Below are 16,024 nucleotides of genomic sequence, written 5' to 3'. Positions count from 1 at the left end.
GATAAGGGGGAGGGGAGCGAGCTTGCTAATTCAAGCCCCCTTGTCCCCCTTGCAAAAAGAAAACTTTAAAACACCGAGTGGGGTTTGACAAAATTAAAAAGCTTTGAGAAATAGAATCTTTTTAAAGGAATTAAAAACACAAATAAGATTCTAAAGATTCTAAATTCTTGCAAAGATTTTGCAAGATTCCCTCATGTTGGCTAGAATTTTAGAATCTACCCCACAGATTCTAAAATCTCTTCTTTTGAAATCTTACTTTCCTCATATTTGACTACAATCACGCCCTGCGTGCTATTGACATACCATTCAATAATCCCAAAGCGCGTATTAAGGCGCGTAAAATGCTCTAAATTAAAAGAATCTAGCGGGAGGTAGAGATTTTTTTCATGCGTTGGATTCTGCAATCCCAAAGCCATGACAATCGCCCACAGCACGCACACAATAACCACTCCGCACGCAAGCAAGCTAATATCAAAAAGATCGTAAAGCAATCCCCCGCACACTGCCCCAAGTGCCGAGCCTACAAAGCCAAGCGTGGTGAAAAGCCCTAACGCCGAGCCTTTTTGCGAAGCTTTTGCGTAGCGACTTGTGAGCGTTTGCATGATGGGCTCATGGATTGAAAATCCGATGAAAAACAAAAATACGCCAACCACAAAAAGCCAAAGACTTTCCATCACGCCAGCAATGCCAATGAGCAAATACGCCCCGCCAAATGCGCCAATGCCACAGAGCAGCACTTGCTTGAAATAGCCCTTTTTCTGCGCCAAAATTGTAGCGGGTGCTAACACCAAAAGCCCCAAAATCGCCGCGGGTGCGTAGATTTTCCACAAGTCAAGCTCATGCAGGGCGAAGTGATTTTCTAGCGCCATGCCAACGACGACAAAGCTTAGAATCATCAAAAATTTTTGCAAAAACGCGCTTAGATTCATAATTTGCAGGTTTTTGTTTTTCAAAATAGTATCAAATTGAGAATCTTGATAGGAATACTGCATAACAGGGCTAGATTCCACCTTGAAGATTAGCACCAAAAGCGCGATGAGGTTTAGCCCCGCTGTGAGGAAAAAAATCGCATTGAGCCCCAAATACGCCGCAACAATCGGTCCTAAAATCATCGCTAAAATAAAGCTCACAAAAATGCCCGCGCCCATGATTGCCATGGCTTTTGTGCGTGATTCCTCCCTGACTAAATCCGCGATTTGCGCGCTTATCACGCCACCTATCGCGCCTGCACCTTGAATGAAGCGCCCAATAATTAGCATCGTAATAGAATCCGCAAACGCGCACACAAACGAGCCGATGATAAAAATCACAAGCCCAAAAATAAGCACGATTTTTCTATCGACTTTGTCGCTCCAGATCCCAAAGGGCGTTTGAAAAATAATCTGCGTAATCGCATAGCCACCAGCTGCAATTCCTGCCAAAAACGCGCTTGTCTCAAAGCTAGAAGCATAAAGCGAAATCGCAGGCAGCGCGATAAAAAGCCCAAAAAAGCGCAAAGATGAAACCAAGGTAAGCCCAAAAATATTTTTAAACATTGCTGTCCTTGAAGGTGAATTTTGGGCGTTATTATAGTGCAGATTCTCAAATTACCAAACAAAATGGCAGAATCTAGTGAAATTTTGATGGAAATTTGATTCTCGCGTGGTTAGGCGATTGAAAACTCTAAAGACTAAAAGTTGTTTGCGCTAGCATTGCTCGTTTTTGTTATAATTGCGCCTTTGACCCCTTCATCTAGTGGCCAAGGATACCGCCCCTTCTAGGCGGGCACGCAAGTTCAAATCTTGCAGGGGTCGCCAAATCACTTCTTAAAAAAGAGACTTTACATTCCCACAAACCTAAAATTTTGCTAAAATCCAAAAAATATATAAATTTTTACATAAAGGGGGCAAGATGTTTGTATGTTCGCGTATTTGGATTAGGGAGGATACTAAGAGTTATTTAGGCGCTGGGAGAGTGGAGCTGCTAGAGCGCATAGCAGAGAGTGGCTCAATCTCAAAGGCTGCAAAGCAGATGAAAATGAGCTACAAAGCCGCGTGGGATAGCGTGGATATTATGAATAAGATTTCGCACCCAAATGAGTTGGTGCTCTCAAATGCAGGTGGCGGGAAAAATAGCGGCACACAGCTAACGAGTGAAGGCAAAAAGGCAATCGAAGTTTTTAAGAATCTTCAAGCGCTAAAAGAGGAATTTTTTGAGAATTTCAAGGACTGCAAGGACTTCGATGAACTCAATGCAAGGATAGAAGCTATGCGTGGGAAGATTAAGGGGTAAGTTTTAAATATGAATCCACCATTAGCGATACACAAACGAGCTTTGAAAGAAGGGCGCGAATATAAAGAAAAAGTTATAGAAGTTTCTAATTTGCTAGGTGTGAATGCACAAAAATCTAGAGTAGCTTATGATACCGCTACTGGCACCTACACTATACAGCCAAAAAGTAGCAAAGAGTCCTTAGAGCTAGAATCCTTAAAATTAGAGAAACTTCATCTTTATTCTCTTTGCTTTTGTCGTTGTAGATTTACACAACCGCTTGAATTTAAAGGAGAGGCTACCAAGAAAAAAAGTATTAAATCATTAGTGTTTGAAGAATGTATTTTTGAGCAAAGTGTAAATTTTTCATATTGCGAATTTGAAGAATTTATTTGCAAATATGCAAAATTTAGAGAGAATGTTTATTTTGAAAGCGCGCAGTTTAAGCGTTTAGAGCTGTGTAATAATGATTTTACTCGAGCAAGTTTTTGTAATGTGGTATTTCTTAATCCGCCAAAAATATATGACAACCAATTTGAAAAGCACGCAAATTTTTCAGGTGCGCGATGTGAAAAAAGCCTTGATGAGCTAAAAGAGTTTATTCAGCAGGAATGCAAAAAAGAAAATATTACAGGAAAAAATGATACACAACAAAATATCCGTAAGCAAGAAATCCTTAATCAATATTCTGAAAGCTTTAGAATCTATAAGAGTGTATTTATTGCTAGCGATAGTCTTTCAGATGTGTCAAAATACTATAAATATGAACTTTACCTAAAAGAAATGGCATTAGAAAATGAGATAGAAATAGATATTTTAAAAAACAAAAATGTTAAATCTGTAAAACCTAGTTTTATGCAAAAAATAAAAAATGAGTATTCTAAGCCAAGCCATGATTTTTCCAAGACAATAGAATGTTTAATGTTAAAATTTTATAGGCATACGAGTGAGCATTATACAAGTCTTGCAAGAATTGTAAATTTTTCAGCATGGATGGTGGTGGTACATGCTTTATTTTTTTATGGTGTTATTTTATTGGAGCCATTTTTATCCTCTTTAGATTCTCTTAGGTTAACTGCTGTTTATGTTCTAGCAAGTGTTATTATTATGCTTTTTTGTTGCATTATCATGCGTTATGCAAGTGGATATAAAATTTCACTTGCTAGCTTATTGTTTGGTTTGTGTGTATGTTTTGTGTTATCCTACACTTGGCTATTTGAAAACCAGACAAAACAGCTAACATTCTTTATGCTGTTGGCATATATGATTACACTAACCCTTGCATATAGTATTTTTATATGTAAAAACAATTTTATAGCAATAACTTTTAGATTGGCACTTTATATTGCTTTTTTTGTTGTTTTAATAAGTGCACCCCAATTACTTAGTCCACTTGTGAGCAATTTCAGAGCAAATGATTTACTGCATCTTTTTCAAATTGAAACACTCACCCCTTCTATAGCAACAACATTTTATCTTATCGGCATGATATGTTTTTTGATTTTAAATTTTTGTGTTTTTTCCTTGCAAAAAACAGCACGAAAAAATTCAATTATTCCTAAGTAGATTTTTATCCGCGTGTGAGAATCGCGATAGATTCAATATGGTGCGTGTAGGGGAATTGTTCAAAAAAAGCAAAACTTGCAATTTTATGCGTGCGAAGCAAACTTTGCAAGTCGGAATCTAGCGTGCGCGGATTGCAAGAAATATAAATAATACACCTAAATTGCGCTAAAAACTCCAGAATCTCCTTGTCACCTATCCCGCTTCGTGGCGGATCGACAAGCACCGCGCCAAAATTAAAAAAATCCAAATCAACGCCCTTCAAGCGCTCAAACTCCCGCTCACGCTTTAGCGCGCTTTGCGTCTCTTTAGCATTAAGGCGCGCGATGGTGATGTTTGTGATATGCTGAAATTCCAGCGTGTGGCGCAAAAGCGCGATGGAATCCTTGACAACCTCGCTTGCAAAAATGCTCCTAAATACCTGCGCCAAAACAAGCGTGAAGTTCCCACTACCGCAATAAAGTTCCAGCAAATCGCACGCCTTGTGATTTGGCAGAATCTTTGGGATTTCTTGCAGTAAAAACGCGCTCATGTTGGCATTTGCGTAAGGGTTTGGTTGAGAGAAAAGCGCGTATTTTTTAAAAGAACTCATTTTCTCAAGCTTAAAATTTAATCCTAACGCACTGCGCGTGTTTGTATCTAAATAGAAACTAAAATTATCAAGCAAATAATCGCGCTCTAAAACCACCTTTTGCCCCTTGCTTTGCCCCAATAAAAAGCTTGTAAAATCCTTGTGCGTGTGATTTAAATACGCCATCAATTCCCGCGCGCTAGATCCCCACGCAGAATCTAGGTGCTTGTGATAAATGAGGCTAAAAATGCACTCGCTCTGACTTGCTAAAAAGCTCGCGCCATAGAGTTTGTGGCGCAAAATATGTGAGGGCGCAAGTGCGTTTAGGTAGCTTAGTAGCGCGCTCATACAACGCTCTATGGGCTCTAGGACTATGGGGCAGGATTGTATGGCGATGCGATTATTTTTCCCAAGGCTGTTTGTGGCGAAGAAAAGGCGTTGGTTGGGCGTTTCTCTTTGGGTATAGAATCTAAAATCCGCCCGCGAGCGAAAATAGGAATCCTTAGACTCAAAAGCTGGGATATGCTCAAACTTTGGGAATCTTTTTGCGAGGTTTTCTGCCACAAGTGGGCTAAAGTCTTCTAATACTTGTGCGACTTTTTTTGCAAAACTATATTCTGCAAATTCCGCGCAACCTCCGCAGATTCCAAAAACAGGGCAATGCAAAGCTACTTAAACCCCGCTACGAGGTTGCCAACCAAGAGATTAAACCCATCGACAAGCACAAACACGAGAATCTTAAAAGGAAGTGAAATCATCACCGGCGGGAGCATCATCATACCCATCGCCATCAGCACCGAGCTTACCACCATATCAATCACAAGAAATGGCAAATACAGCAAAAATCCTATCCAAAACGCCGTCTTAAGCTCGCTAATCATAAACGCCGGAATCGCGATACTTAGGGGCACATCATCGATTGTCTGGGGATTATCCATATTGCGGATACGCAAAAAAAGCGCAATGTCTTTCTCGCGCGTGTTGTAAATCATAAACTCCTTAAAAGGCTTCGCCGCGCGCATAAACGCCTCATCATAGGAAATCTGCTCGGCAATATAGGGCTTGATGCCATCTTCATACGCTTTGGTTACCACCGGCTCCATGATAAAAAATGTCAGCACAAGTGATAATGACACGAGAATCTGCGTGGGCGGGGACTGCTGCGTGCCAAGAGCGGTGCGTAAAAAGGCAAAAACAATCAAAATGCGCGTAAAGCTCGTCATCACCAAAATCAGCGATGGCGCGAGCACAAGCAGTGTGATGATGATGACAATATTAAGCGTGGTAACAAGCTCGCTTGGGTTGCTCGGCGCGCTTAGGGAAAGATCGATTTTTGGAATCGGCGCAGGAGCGGGGATATCAACAAGCGGTGTGCTGGTGATTTCCTGCGTTTGCGTGCTTGGCGTGGCTTGAGATTGCGGTTGGGGATTGAGCGTTTCAATAAGCGGAGGTGGGGGCGTGTTTGGATTTTCCACTTCTATCATATAGGGGAATTCCTCGCCCTGCGCAAAAAGTATTGCAACACATAAAAAAAGTAGTGTTAAGATTTTTTGCAAATTATTCCTTTAAATTGTATCGTCTCGTGCGAGTGAATCGCACTTCGCCTCCGCTTCAGCTTCGTTGCACTTCGCTTTCGCGCGCATATTTTATCTTTTTTGGTTGATGAGGTTTTAAGATTCTGCCCCGCGGTTTGGTGATTTTAGAATCCTTAATGGATTGCTTCGGATTCCTGCAGAATCTTCGCAATGACGTGCTACCTTTATTTTCCCATCGCAAGCGTGCAATTATAAGGTTTAGTGTGTTAAAATTTAATAAATTTAGCAAAAAGGAATTTTGAATGTTATCTGTCATCATCTTAGCCGCTGGGGCAGGCACGCGTATGAAATCAGACACGCCAAAGGTGTTGCATACCCTTTGTGGCAGGAGCATGCTAAGCCTTAGCATTGATTGTGCGCTTACAATGAGCGAAGATATCCATATTGTGCTTTTTCACAAGGCAGAGCTTGTTAAAGAGCAGATACAGAGGGATTTTGGCGCGCTTGTTGGGGAAAAAATCTTTTTTCACCTTCAAGATCATCAAAACTTCCCCGGCACAGGTGGCGCACTGCGTGGCATTGAGACAAAGCACAAGCGCATTTTGGTGTTAAATGGTGATATGCCTTTGGTGCAAGAATCTAGCTTGCGCGAGCTTTGCGCGCGTAAGGAATCTATCGTGCTAAGTGTGCTGTTTTTGGAAAATCCTAGCGGTTATGGGCGCGTGGTGCTAGAATCTAGCGAGCCAAATGCTTTGTGTGTGCAAAAGATTGTCGAGCAAAAGGACGCCACACAAGAGGAACTCACACTTAAAAGTGTAAATGCGGGCGTGTATGTCTTTGATAGAGAGATTTTAGAATCCTATCTTCCGCGCCTTAAAAACGACAACGCGCAGAAAGAATACTATCTTACCGACATTATCGCGCTTGCTCGCGCTGAAGGTGTGCAAATAGCCGCTGTGCGCGTGAGTGAGCGCGAATATATGGGGGTGAATTCCAAAGCGCATTTAGCTAAGGCTCAAGAGGTGCTTTTGGAGCGTTTAAGGGTGAAAGCCATGGAAAATGGCGTGATTATGGATTTGCCACATACGATTTATTTAGAATGTGGCGTGGAATTTAGCGGGGAATGCAGGCTTGAAAATGGCGTGAGGATTAGCGGAAAATGCTTTTTGCAAAACGCGCATATCAAAGCCCATAGCGTGGTGGAATCTAGCAAAATAGTAGATTCTGACATTGGACCTATGGCGCATATCCGCCCAAATAGCGAGATTTCAAACACACATATCGGAAACTTTGTCGAGGTAAAAGCTGGGAATCTTCAAGGTGTCAAAGCGGGGCATTTAAGCTACCTAGGCGATTGCGAGATACAAAATGGCAGCAATATCGGCGCTGGCGTCATCACCTGCAACTATGATGGCAAGAAAAAATACAAAACCTTCATCGGCGAAAATGTCTTTGTGGGAAGCGATTCTCAGCTTATCGCGCCTGTAAGGGTAGAATCAAACACGCTCATTGCCGCAGGTAGCACAATCACGCATGATGTGCCAAATGGTGCATTAGCCATCTCACGCCAAAAGCAAAGCAACAAAGAGGGCTTTTTTTGGAAGTTTTTTGAAAAGAAAGAGAAGTAGCTAGAAAGTTTTAGAGATTTTCGCTACTTAAAATATCAATTTGTGGGCTATCAATGTTTGAAGCTTCAGCTTTTGACGCTTTTTGCGTCTGCTCAATCTCGCTGTAAAGATGCTCTAAACTTTGATGTAGTCTTGCATGTTCTTCGGATTTTGTGATATAGGCTTGCAAAAGCTCAACGATTTTTACGCGCTTTTGCTCGTTATCGGGGCTAAAAAACGCGCGGATTTCGCTTTGCGCGCGCGCGCTCAAAGGCGCTAAAGAAATGCTAAAGCGCCTATCCTCGATATTTATCTCAATAGATTCACTCATACTTTAAGGCTTTCATCAATTTTGCTGAAAAGCTCTTCTATGCCCTTTTTCTGCGAGCCTATATTTTCATAGAGATTTGAAATTTGCAAATCTTTTGCCTCATTTTCAGACTTCAGCTTGACAATCTCATGGCGCAAAGATTCTATCTCTTCTTTTTGTGAAGCGATTTTTGTCAGCATTTCCTCGATTTTTTGGGTGAGTTTTTCCATAATTTGTGAATCCATCATGCAATCCTTAAAGTAAGTAGAGTAAAATTGCAATTATAACACAAAGAAATAAGAACACGCTTTTTAAGCGCAGATTCTCTAAACCACTAGAACGCGTTAGAGAATCTGTAGAATCTTGTCAATCAAATCAAGGTAAAATATGTGCGCGAAAGCGAAGCATAATGAAAACCTAAGGAACGGATTCTTAAGTTACCAAAAAGGGTTAAAGAATCTTTCAATCTTAAAAATTAAAAAAAGGTTGAGTATGAACGCGCAACGCAGTGGAGCGGAGGCGAAGCGGGATTCACTCCCGCGAGACGATACAATTTAAAGGAATAAACATTTATGAAAAACTTTGAGCTACACTCGCCCTATAGCCCAGCAGGCGACCAACCACAAGCGATTAAGAAAATCGTAGATTCCATAAATGATGGCGCGCAGTATTCCACGCTTATCGGCGTTACAGGCAGTGGGAAAACTTATACGATGGCAAATATCATCGCAACGCTCAATATCCCAACGCTTATAATGACGCATAACAAAACCCTTGCCGCACAGCTTTATAGTGAGTTCAAGGGCTTTTTTCCAAAAAATCATGTGGAATATTTCATCAGCCACTTTGATTATTATCAGCCAGAAGCCTATATTCCGCGCAGGGACTTGTTTATCGAAAAAGATTCTAGTATTAATGAAGAGCTAGAGCGCCTAAGGCTTTCTGCAACAACTTCGCTCCTTGCGTATGATGATGTGATTGTGGTGGCGAGCGTGAGTGCGAATTATGGTTTGGGTAATCCAAGCGAGTATTTAAGTATGATCGAAAAAATCGAAGTGGGGCAAATCCGCGCACAAAAGGGCTTTTTGCTAAAGCTCGTTGATATGGGCTATATACGCAATGACACGATTTTTGAGCGGGGAAATTTCCGCGTGCAGGGCGAGGTGGTGGATATTTTCCCTGCGTATAATGAAAGCGAGTTTGTGCGGGTGGAGTTTTTTGGCGATGAGGTTGAAAGCGTCGCGCTGTATGATAGTATCGAGCGTGTGAAAGTAAAAAGCGTAGAATCTTTTGTGCTCTATGCGGCAAATCAATTTATCGTGGGCGCGGAGCGTTTGCAAAATGCGCTTAAAAATATAGAATCTGAGCTAGATTCCCGCTTGGGCGAGTTTGAGGTAGAGGATAGGCAGGTGGAATATCAGCGCTTAAAAGGGCGCACGGAGTTTGATTTAGAAATGATTAGAGAATCTGGGATTTGCAAAGGCATTGAAAACTACGCGCGCCATTTAACCGGCAAGGCGCCGGGCGAGACGCCTTATAGTTTGTTAGATTATTTCGCGCAAAAAAATAAGCCTTATCTTATCATTGTTGATGAATCGCATGTCAGCCTGCCACAATTTGGCGGAATGTATGCGGGCGATAGGAGCAGGAAAGAAGTGCTTGTGGAGTATGGATTCCGCTTGCCTAGTGCGCTGGATAATCGCCCTTTGCGCTTTGATGAGTTTATTAATAAAGCGCCACATTATCTTTTCGTCTCCGCCACGCCGGCTAGTTTAGAGCTCGAACTTAGCATTAATCATAGTGCTGAACAGATTATCCGCCCAACAGGGCTTCTTGATCCGCTGTATGAGGTGCGAGATTCTGATAATCAAGTGATTGATTTGGTGAGCGAGATTAAAGCGCGTGTGGCAAAAAATGAGCGCGTGCTTATCACCACGCTAACTAAAAAAATGGCTGAAGAGCTTAGTAAATACTACACCGAGCTTGGAATCAAAGTGCGCTATATGCATAGCGATATCGATGCTATCGAGCGTAATCACCTTATCCGCGCGCTTAGGCTTGGCGAATTTGATGTGCTCATTGGGATAAATCTTTTGCGCGAGGGGCTGGATTTACCCGAAGTGAGCCTTATTGCGATAATGGACGCGGACAAAGAGGGCTTTTTGCGTTCAGAAACAAGTCTAATCCAAACGATGGGACGCGCAGCGCGCAATGTGGAAGGCAAGGTGATTTTGTATGCTAAAAAAGTCACAAACTCAATGCAGCGCGCTTTTGAAATCACAGACTACCGCCGAAGCAAGCAAGAAGCCTATAATAAAGCGCATAATATCACGCCACAATCTGTCAAGCGCAATGTAGAGGAGGAACTTAAGCTAGAATCAAGCGCTAGCGGGAGATTGTATGAAAAAAATGCTAAAAAAATCCCAAAAAGCGAGCGGGATTCTATCATTAAAGAACTCAAAACTAAAATGCTACAAGCTGCTAAGAATCTGGAATTTGAAGAGGCTGCACGACTGCGCGATGAGATAGCAAAAATTAGGGGATAGTTAGGTTTTTAGCTAAGAAGTTTATAAAAATTGCAGAAATTATAGAATCTAGTGACTTCAAAAGCCACTAGAAAAGGATTTTTAAAGTTTTGACTCGTATCTTCTAAGCATATAAAGACGCTTGAGAAGTTTTTTCTTCGCGTTGATTTTTTGCTTTTTGCGTTTTTCAGTTTGTGGCTCAAAAAATCTTCTCGCGCGCGCTTCTGTCACTACGAGATTTCTATCAGTTTGCTTTTTAAACTTTCTATACGCTTCATCAAAGCTTTCAGTTTCTCGAACTTTAATACCCGGCATACTCTCACCTTCTTTCTATATAAATTAGGGCAGAAATTGTAATGTAAAAATTCTAAAACAAACATTAAGGATTTTAAGCTATAATTGCGCTTCTTTTTTGTATCACATAAACAAGTGCTCGTAGCTCAGCTGAATAGAGCAACAGGTTGCGGTCCTGTAGGTCGGGGGTTTGAATCCCTCCGAGCACGCCATACTTCTTTAAACATTACAGAGCAGAACAATGCGAATTTTATTCTCTTATTAGTCTTTTTGCACTAGCCTTTTATATACATTTTGCAAATCGGAGTTTTTATGGAACGCAATGTCAGATATATGTCAATTGGAATTGTATTTATTAGCATTGTGGTTGGATTATGCTTTTTTGTGCTGTGGCTTGGGCGCTTTGATTTTAACGCAAATAAGCACAAAGTCTATTATATCTACACGCAAGATGAGCTTTCCTCTGTGGGTGTAAATACGCCTGTGAAGTTTAAAGGCATAGGCGTTGGGAAAGTGAGTAATGTAAGCTTTGAAGATTTAAGTCTTGGGCAAATCAAAATCACACTAAGCCTAGAATCTGCGCTCACGCTAAAAGAAGGCGCGTTTGTAAGCGTGGCTTCAAGCGGGCTTGCTGGCTCAAATTACCTCGCACTTACGCAAGGCAATGGCGCGCCAAAAAATGATAATATCCTAGAAATCCAAAAAGGCGGACTTGATATTTTATTGCAAAAAGCCGGTGATATTGGGGAAAAAGCCGATGAGATGATAACAAATCTCGCAAAAATCACAAGCGAGGAAAATACCAAAAACATAAGCCTACTTTTAGAGCAACTCACTTTGGTGACAAATCATCTCAATGTCCTTACTCAAAGGCTAGATTCTATCGCGCTAAAGGTAGATACAAACTTCAAAGATGGGCAATATGATATCCGCTCGATTCTCAATCCCACAATGTTGCAACTCCAAGATGCGCTTTTGCAGATGAATGTCTTTTTCTCAAAAGCCACGCATTTGGTAAATAAAATCGAGAAAAACCCATATGACAGCATCTTTGGCAGACAAAAGCCAGCGAAATAATCTTTAAAAATCAAAGGAAATTGTATGAAAAAATTTTTTGGTATTTTAGCGCTAGCATTTATGCTAGGCGCGTGCGTAAATGTGGATATAAAGACAGAGATTCCAGAAATTAGCCTTTTTGATATTAGCTTTGGCAATGAAATGGAATCTGCAAAAAACAAATCCGCCCAAACTTATGGAATCATCTTTGCAGCGAGTATGCCTTATGATAGCACGGATATTTTTAAGCTTGATTCTCAAAGCTTGCAACTAAAAGCCCTGCCAAATATGCAATGGGCGACAAAACCGCGCGATATGCTTTCCTCAAGCCTTGTAGGAATGATGAATGCGCAAGGTTTCAACGCCGTGCGCGCGCCATTTGGTAGCACAAAGCTTGCCTACACGCTAAAAATCTACATTGATAGATTCCTTATCATGCAAAAAGGTAGCGAGCAATACGCCACGATAGCACTGCACTTTGAGCTTATTAACTCAAAAGATTTGCACCCATTGAAAAACGGCATAATCACGCAAGAAGCGCTTATTGAAGGCAAGGAGTTTGCCCCAGTTTTTGCACAGGTGAGCAAAAAAGCGCTAGAAGATTTGCTTGCTGAAATTTCAAAATAGGCGCTAAAGGCGTTTCAACAACAAAGCGCCTTAAATAAAAAGCAAGACTTTTAATATTGCTTTTTATGGAGCGGATTTTGTGAGTTTGTTTGCGTGAGTGGGAATTTAGAGAAAAAACCTTACTTCATTTTAAGCTTATCTTAGCTAGAATCGCGCTTTTAACGCCACAAAAATCCCACACCTTAGGACAACAATGGAGCAACTAAGTTATATTGATGTTTGCTTACTTCTTTTAAGTGCGCTTTTGAGCGTGAAAAGTATCAATCAAGGCTTTGTGCGCAGTTTTGGGAGTTTGCTAGGGTTGCTTCTTGGGATTTTTTTAGCAGCGCGTTTTTACACGCAGACAAGCAATGTGCTAAGTGCGCATGTTTTTAATTTTTCCCCGCAGATAAATACGATTATCGCGTTTTTGGTGGTGGCGACGATTGTATATTTGCTTTTTGTGCTACTAAGTGAGATTATCGCAAGGTGGGTGCAAAATACGCTTGCAGAGCGCTTAGATAAGGCGCTTGGGCTGATTTTTGGATTCTGTAAATCATTTGCGTTGCTTGCGATTATTATCTTTTTTCTTGCGCAAATTTCATTTTTGCAAAATTTCGCCCAAAAGGCGCAGAGTGAAAGCTTTGTGTATCGATTGATGCAGAGTTTCGCGCATGATATTACGGATTTTGAAATCGTAACCCAAACTATAGAATCCACAGGTAACGCTGTGCAGGGCAAAAACTAGCATAAGCTTTATCGCGGTAAAGTGCGCCTCAAATTTAGGCAAATTTAGAAGTTAGGGACATTTAGAAAATTAAGCAAATTTAAGGAAAGGCAATGTTTTCAAATTTTTATATCCAGCAACGACTTAAAAAAGCCGCGCTTCTTGCAGAATCTGGGCAAAACCCTTATGGCACGAATGCTGTGCGCTCGCTAAGCAATAAAGAATTTTTAGAAAAATATAACTACCTTTGCACGCAGGATTCTGCTTTGCAAGCAGATACGCAGGCAAGCACTTCAGAATCTGCAGATTCTAAAAAAGCTTCCACTACAGAATCCATTGTCGGGCGCGTGCGCTTTATCCGCCTTATGGGAAAGGCGTGTTTTATTAAGGTTGAGGATCAAAGCGGGATTTTGCAGGCTTATATTAGTAAAAATGATGTGGGCGAACGCTTTGAGGAGATAAAAAAGATTTTAGAAGTTGGGGATATTATCGGTGTGAGCGGATTTGCGTTTGTTACCAAAAGTGGCGAGCTAAGTATTCACGCGCAAGATTTTAGAATCCTTTGCAAAGCCATCATTCCTTTGCCTGAAAAATTTCACGGCTTAAGCGATGTGGAATTGCGCTACCGCCAGCGCTATGTGGATTTGATTGTAAATGATAATGTGAAAAAAACTTTTATTTTGCGCTCTAAAATCATCGCTTCTATTCGAGAATTTTTTGATAATTTAGGATTCTTAGAAGTTGAAACGCCAATGCTTCACCCAATCCCCGGCGGTGCGAACGCAAAGCCATTTGTCACGCATCATAATGCGCTTAATGTTGAGCGTTATTTGCGTATTGCGCCAGAGCTTTATTTGAAGCGCCTCATTGTTGGGGGCTTTGAGGCGATTTATGAGATTAACCGCAACTTCCGCAATGAAGGCATTGATCATTCTCATAACCCCGAGTTTAGCAGCATTGAGTTTTATTGGGCGTATCATACTTTTTCGGATTTAATCGCGCTTACAAAAGAGCTTTTTGCCTTTTTATTTGAGCGTTTGGAATTGCCTTCAGTGCTTCAATTTGGCGAGATGGAAATTGATTTTAGCAAGTGGGAGATTCTAAGTTATAAGCAATCTTTGCAAAAAATTGGCGGATTAGATTCTGAAATTATCGAAAACAAAGAGCGTTTGGAATCCTACTTGCGCGAAGCTGGCATTAAACTAGCGCCAAATCTAAGTTATGGAAAATTGCTTGATGAAGCGTTTGGGAATTTTGTGGAATCTAAGTTAATTAACCCAACTTTTATCGTGGAATATCCAATAGAGATTAGCCCGCTTGCACGCCGAAGTGAGGCAAACCCTGATATTGCAGAGCGCTTTGAGCTTTTTATCGGTGGGCGCGAGATTGCAAATGGCTTTAATGAGCTAAATGATCCGCTTGATCAAAAGGCGCGCTTTGAAGAGCAGGTGGCGCAAAAAGATGCAGGCGATGAAGAGGCGCAATATATGGACGAGGATTTTCTTTGGGCGCTTGGTTATGGTATGCCACCAACGGCTGGGGAAGGCATAGGTATTGATAGGCTTGTGATGCTTTTGACAAACAATAAAAGCATTAAAGATGTGATTTTATTCCCTGCCCTTAAGCCACATAAAGGAAATTATGATATACTAGAGGATAAGGAAAAATAAAACTATCTTCATACAAAACTTACATTTAAGGGAGAGAAAATGGCGTATTTTTTAGAGCAAGATTCTGAACTTTTTTCACTTATTAATAAAGAGTTGGAGCGTCAAAATACACATTTAGAGATGATTGCAAGTGAGAACTTCACTTTTCCAAGCGTTATGGAAGCGATGGGAAGTGTGCTGACAAACAAATATGCTGAAGGCTATCCGGGCAAGCGCTACTATGGAGGCTGTGAGTTTGTCGATGAGATTGAGAATCTCGCAATTGAAAGGGCAAAAAAACTCTTTGGCTGTGAGTTTGTCAATGTCCAACCGCATTCTGGCTCACAAGCAAATGGCGCAGTGTATGCAGCACTTTTAAAACCTTATGACAAAATTTTGGGTATGGATTTAAGCCACGGCGGGCATTTGACACATGGCGCGAAAGTAAGCACGAGCGGACAACTTTACCAAAGCTTTTTTTATGGCGTGGAGCTTGATGGGTATATTAATTATGATAAGGTTATGGAATACGCGCAGGTGGTGAAGCCAAAGATTTTGGTATGTGGATTTTCAGCCTATACGCGCGCGCTTGATTTTAAGAGGTTGCGCGAGATTGCGGATTCTGTAGGGGCGCTGTTGATGGGTGATATCGCGCATGTGGCGGGGCTTGTCGTTGCGGGAGAATATCCAAATCCATTCCCGCACTGCCATATCGTTACCACCACCACGCATAAGACTTTGCGCGGACCAAGAGGCGGTATGATTATGACAGATGACGAGGAACTAAGCACAAAAATCAATAAAGCGGTATTTCCCGGCGTGCAGGGCGGACCTTTGATGCATGTTATCGCGGGCAAAGCAGCAGGATTTTTAGAAAATCTCAAGCCTGAGTGGAAAACTTACGCAAAACAAGTAAAACTTAATATTTCTGAGCTTGCTAAAGTGCTTGTTTCACGCGGATATAAGCTTGTGAGCGGAGGAAGTGATAATCACCTTATTTTAATGAGCTTCCTTGATAAGGATTTTAGCGGTAAGGACGCGGATTTAGCACTCGGAAATGCGGGCATAACGGTAAATAAAAACACCGTGCCGGGTGAAACACGCTCACCTTTTGTAACAAGTGGCGTGCGTATCGGCTCACCAGCACTCACTGCGCGCGGTATGAAGGAAAAAGAGTTTCAATGGATTGGTGGAAAAATCGCGGATATTTTAGATGATATTACAAATACTTCTTTGCAAGAGCGCATAGCGCAGGAAGTTAAGGAGATGGGGAAAGATTTTATTATTTATGATAGAGCGATTTATTAGGATTTATTTAAAAAGAGAATCTA

General features: G+C 41.4%; 16 protein-coding genes and 2 tRNA genes. 11 read left to right on the top strand and 7 right to left on the bottom strand.

What is annotated here, in order from left to right:
• Window positions 1–215: 215 nt before the first annotated feature.
• Window positions 216–1,535 (bottom strand): MFS transporter, encoded by a 1,320-nt coding sequence (locus CQA49_RS05510; RefSeq protein WP_115574966.1) that lies wholly within the window; start codon window positions 1,533–1,535, stop codon window positions 216–218.
• Between the two features lie 185 nt (window positions 1,536–1,720).
• Here CQA49_RS05510 and CQA49_RS10015 point away from each other — a divergent pair.
• The 3 genes from CQA49_RS10015 to CQA49_RS05500 all read left to right on the top strand — a co-directional run bounded on the left by CQA49_RS10015 (window position 1,721) and on the right by CQA49_RS05500 (window position 3,816).
• Window positions 1,721–1,796: transfer RNA gene (locus tag CQA49_RS10015), tRNA-Glu, on the top strand.
• A 94-nt stretch (window positions 1,797–1,890) separates the two neighbouring features.
• Window positions 1,891–2,271, top strand: coding sequence for a winged helix-turn-helix domain-containing protein (locus CQA49_RS05505; RefSeq protein ID WP_115574965.1), 381 nt, complete (start codon window positions 1,891–1,893; stop codon window positions 2,269–2,271).
• A gap of 9 nt (window positions 2,272–2,280) precedes the next feature.
• Window positions 2,281–3,816, top strand: coding sequence for a hypothetical protein (locus CQA49_RS05500; protein ID WP_115574964.1), 1,536 nt, complete (start codon window positions 2,281–2,283; stop codon window positions 3,814–3,816).
• A gap of 4 nt (window positions 3,817–3,820) precedes the next feature.
• Here the strand turns inward: CQA49_RS05500 and CQA49_RS05495 are convergent, their stop codons facing one another.
• The 3 genes from CQA49_RS05495 to CQA49_RS09870 are packed head-to-tail and all read right to left on the bottom strand — an operon-like array spanning window position 3,821 to window position 6,238.
• Window positions 3,821–5,050 (bottom strand): tRNA (uridine(54)-C5)-methyltransferase TrmA, encoded by a 1,230-nt coding sequence (locus tag CQA49_RS05495; RefSeq protein WP_115574963.1) that lies wholly within the window; start codon window positions 5,048–5,050, stop codon window positions 3,821–3,823.
• Window positions 5,051–5,052: 2 nt separating this feature from the next.
• Window positions 5,053–5,940 carry a flagellar type III secretion system pore protein FliP gene (gene fliP, locus CQA49_RS05490; protein ID WP_258864208.1) on the bottom strand — a complete coding sequence of 296 codons (888 nt, stop codon included), beginning with the start codon at window positions 5,938–5,940 and terminating at the stop codon, window positions 5,053–5,055.
• A 55-nt stretch (window positions 5,941–5,995) separates the two neighbouring features.
• Window positions 5,996–6,238, bottom strand: a complete 243-nt coding sequence (locus CQA49_RS09870) for a hypothetical protein (RefSeq protein ID WP_147288656.1) — start codon at window positions 6,236–6,238, stop codon at window positions 5,996–5,998.
• On the opposite strand from CQA49_RS09870, the gene glmU reads away from it, so the two are divergent.
• Complete coding sequence (gene glmU, locus CQA49_RS05485; protein WP_115574962.1) at window positions 6,222–7,547, top strand: bifunctional UDP-N-acetylglucosamine diphosphorylase/glucosamine-1-phosphate N-acetyltransferase GlmU; 1,326 nt, start codon at window positions 6,222–6,224, stop codon at window positions 7,545–7,547. The genes CQA49_RS09870 and glmU overlap by 17 nt on opposite strands.
• A 10-nt stretch (window positions 7,548–7,557) precedes the next feature.
• On the opposite strand, the gene CQA49_RS05480 is transcribed toward glmU, so the two are convergent.
• The gene (locus tag CQA49_RS05480) at window positions 7,558–7,857 is read right to left on the bottom strand and encodes a hypothetical protein (protein WP_115574961.1); all 300 of its coding nucleotides are present in this window, start codon (window positions 7,855–7,857) and stop codon (window positions 7,558–7,560) included.
• Window positions 7,854–8,084, bottom strand: coding sequence for a hypothetical protein (locus tag CQA49_RS05475; protein WP_258864207.1), 231 nt, complete (start codon window positions 8,082–8,084; stop codon window positions 7,854–7,856). Before CQA49_RS05475 ends, CQA49_RS05480 begins: the two co-directional genes overlap by 4 nt.
• Window positions 8,085–8,408: 324 nt before the next feature.
• On the opposite strand from CQA49_RS05475, the gene uvrB reads away from it, so the two are divergent.
• A complete protein-coding gene (gene uvrB / locus CQA49_RS05470; protein ID WP_115574959.1) occupies window positions 8,409–10,382 on the top strand; it encodes an excinuclease ABC subunit UvrB in 1,974 nt (657 codons plus the stop codon).
• A gap of 81 nt (window positions 10,383–10,463) precedes the next feature.
• Here uvrB and rpsU read toward each other — a convergent pair whose 3' ends face one another.
• Window positions 10,464–10,676 (bottom strand): 30S ribosomal protein S21, encoded by a 213-nt coding sequence (rpsU, locus tag CQA49_RS05465; RefSeq protein WP_115574958.1) that lies wholly within the window; start codon window positions 10,674–10,676, stop codon window positions 10,464–10,466.
• 114 nt (window positions 10,677–10,790) lie between these two features.
• Here rpsU and CQA49_RS05460 point away from each other — a divergent pair.
• The 6 genes from CQA49_RS05460 to CQA49_RS05435 all read left to right on the top strand — a co-directional run bounded on the left by CQA49_RS05460 (window position 10,791) and on the right by CQA49_RS05435 (window position 16,001).
• Window positions 10,791–10,867, top strand: a tRNA-Arg gene (locus CQA49_RS05460).
• Between the two features lie 100 nt (window positions 10,868–10,967).
• Window positions 10,968–11,732 (top strand): MlaD family protein, encoded by a 765-nt coding sequence (locus CQA49_RS05455; protein ID WP_115574957.1) that lies wholly within the window; start codon window positions 10,968–10,970, stop codon window positions 11,730–11,732.
• Window positions 11,733–11,756: 24 nt separating this feature from the next.
• Window positions 11,757–12,338 (top strand): ABC-type transport auxiliary lipoprotein family protein, encoded by a 582-nt coding sequence (locus CQA49_RS05450; RefSeq protein ID WP_115574956.1) that lies wholly within the window; start codon window positions 11,757–11,759, stop codon window positions 12,336–12,338.
• Between the two features lie 193 nt (window positions 12,339–12,531).
• Window positions 12,532–13,065 (top strand): CvpA family protein, encoded by a 534-nt coding sequence (locus tag CQA49_RS05445; RefSeq protein ID WP_115574955.1) that lies wholly within the window; start codon window positions 12,532–12,534, stop codon window positions 13,063–13,065.
• Window positions 13,066–13,157: 92 nt separating this feature from the next.
• The gene (gene lysS / locus CQA49_RS05440) at window positions 13,158–14,714 is read left to right on the top strand and encodes a lysine--tRNA ligase (RefSeq protein WP_115574954.1); all 1,557 of its coding nucleotides are present in this window, start codon (window positions 13,158–13,160) and stop codon (window positions 14,712–14,714) included.
• A gap of 39 nt (window positions 14,715–14,753) precedes the next feature.
• Entirely contained in the window at window positions 14,754–16,001 is a 1,248-nt protein-coding gene (locus CQA49_RS05435; RefSeq protein ID WP_115574953.1) for a serine hydroxymethyltransferase, read from the top strand.
• Window positions 16,002–16,024 lie beyond the last annotated feature (23 nt).

This window comes from Helicobacter sp. MIT 00-7814, from assembly GCF_003364115.1.
In the GTDB taxonomy this organism is placed as follows: domain Bacteria; phylum Campylobacterota; class Campylobacteria; order Campylobacterales; family Helicobacteraceae; genus Helicobacter_F.
The sequence above is the reverse complement of the archived record's forward strand: the minus strand, read 5'-3'. Positions and strand labels throughout refer to the sequence as shown.